The sequence below is a fragment of the Vibrio sp. Vb0888 genome (genome assembly GCF_033338835.1).
GTDB lineage: Bacteria > Pseudomonadota > Gammaproteobacteria > Enterobacterales > Vibrionaceae > Vibrio > Vibrio alginolyticus.
Genome location: NZ_JAWOTL010000201.1, coordinates 1 through 1219, shown reverse-complemented (window position 1 = coordinate 1219; position 1219 = coordinate 1). Strand labels below are relative to the sequence as shown.

Sequence of the window (1219 nt, the reverse complement as noted above, 5' to 3'; positions counted from 1 at the left end):
CGAAAAGACCAAACAGCTCAATTATTGAGATAACTTCCAAACTAAATGGCAATAATGAAGGTCCACCAATGAGTAAAATACCTGCAAATATTCATTTTTTACTTCTCATTACACATCCTTGTTAATGATTTAAGCTAACGCCCTGTTAAGGGGTGAGCAACGCTAACCACCTAACCTAACTAACTGCACCGTAAACACTTTTACCAAATTTAACACCAAACCGCCAAGCGTTGGGAATCCCTCTTGAACAGTTTGTTAGTTGCCAAGCCTAAGGCTGTGACTTGAAGTTTACTTGAACTTTGCCAGCATCCATATTTCGTATTTTGTGAGACTTAAATCAGGCGCAGTTTCAAAGCGCCTGTCACTGAAACCACTTGGAACACGCAACGCCGTAGAAAACGAACTGACAACACCAAAAAGACCTTTTGGAGAAACAATGCCACAAAGCTGACTTTCAACAAGTAAATCGGCTTCTGAAACGGCAAACCAAAACCACACTAATAAACATCGAACGCGATTTCAGCAAACTTACACCTAAACACAGAATCAGGAAAAACAGCACAGACTATTATAGCCCTAAATGCTCCGCTTTAGCTGCGCTTTTCGCCTTGGCAACTAACGCTGCGTTAAGGGGTGCAGGCACGCAACGCAAAGGTTTCAGCATGGCACCTTAAACACAAAACTCGACGCAAACTAAAAATGCCACGCGTGCCAAATCCCTCTTAAACGCTTTGTTAAGTGCAATTTTCACCCACTTCAGCTGAGCAAGTGATATCGATTGTAGGGCTCAACATAAGACAAACATGACAATGCTTTTCCACCGCTTCTTGAGCTGCTCGCAAAATGTCAGACTCCTTAAAACCACTGCCATTTACTGTAAAGTGTAAGTTTGCCGATTTATATAAACGAGGTTCTGATTCCGTTAGGGCAAAAGTAACCGTATTTTCTAGACCTTGAACTTCAAAACCTTGATCTTGTAGTAACAAGACGACATCCGTAGCACTACATGAACCTAAAGCCGACAATAGAACTTCCGTTGGACAAGGGGCTTTCTCACTTGTAGCGTCAACATTAAACGTAAAACCGCCTTCAGTTGACACTTTAAAGCGACAATCACCATCCCATTTTATATTAATGCTCATACTTCCCTACTTTTTTGATGTGACTCTCGCTGATTGCACTTAACGCCCTGCTAAGGGGTGAGCAACGCAATACCGAT

2 protein-coding genes are annotated in these 1219 nt (G+C 42.1%); both read right to left on the bottom strand.

All coding sequences use genetic code 11. The features are described 5' to 3' along the window. Positions 1-288: 288 nt before the first annotated feature. Positions 289-498: a hypothetical protein gene (locus tag R7P72_RS25010; protein WP_318110960.1), complete on the bottom strand. Its 210-nt coding sequence runs from the start codon at positions 496-498 to the stop codon at positions 289-291. Positions 499-734: 236 nt separating this feature from the next. Next, positions 735-1142, bottom strand: coding sequence for an OsmC family protein (locus R7P72_RS25005; protein WP_025613408.1), 408 nt, complete (start codon positions 1140-1142; stop codon positions 735-737). Positions 1143-1219 lie beyond the last annotated feature (77 nt).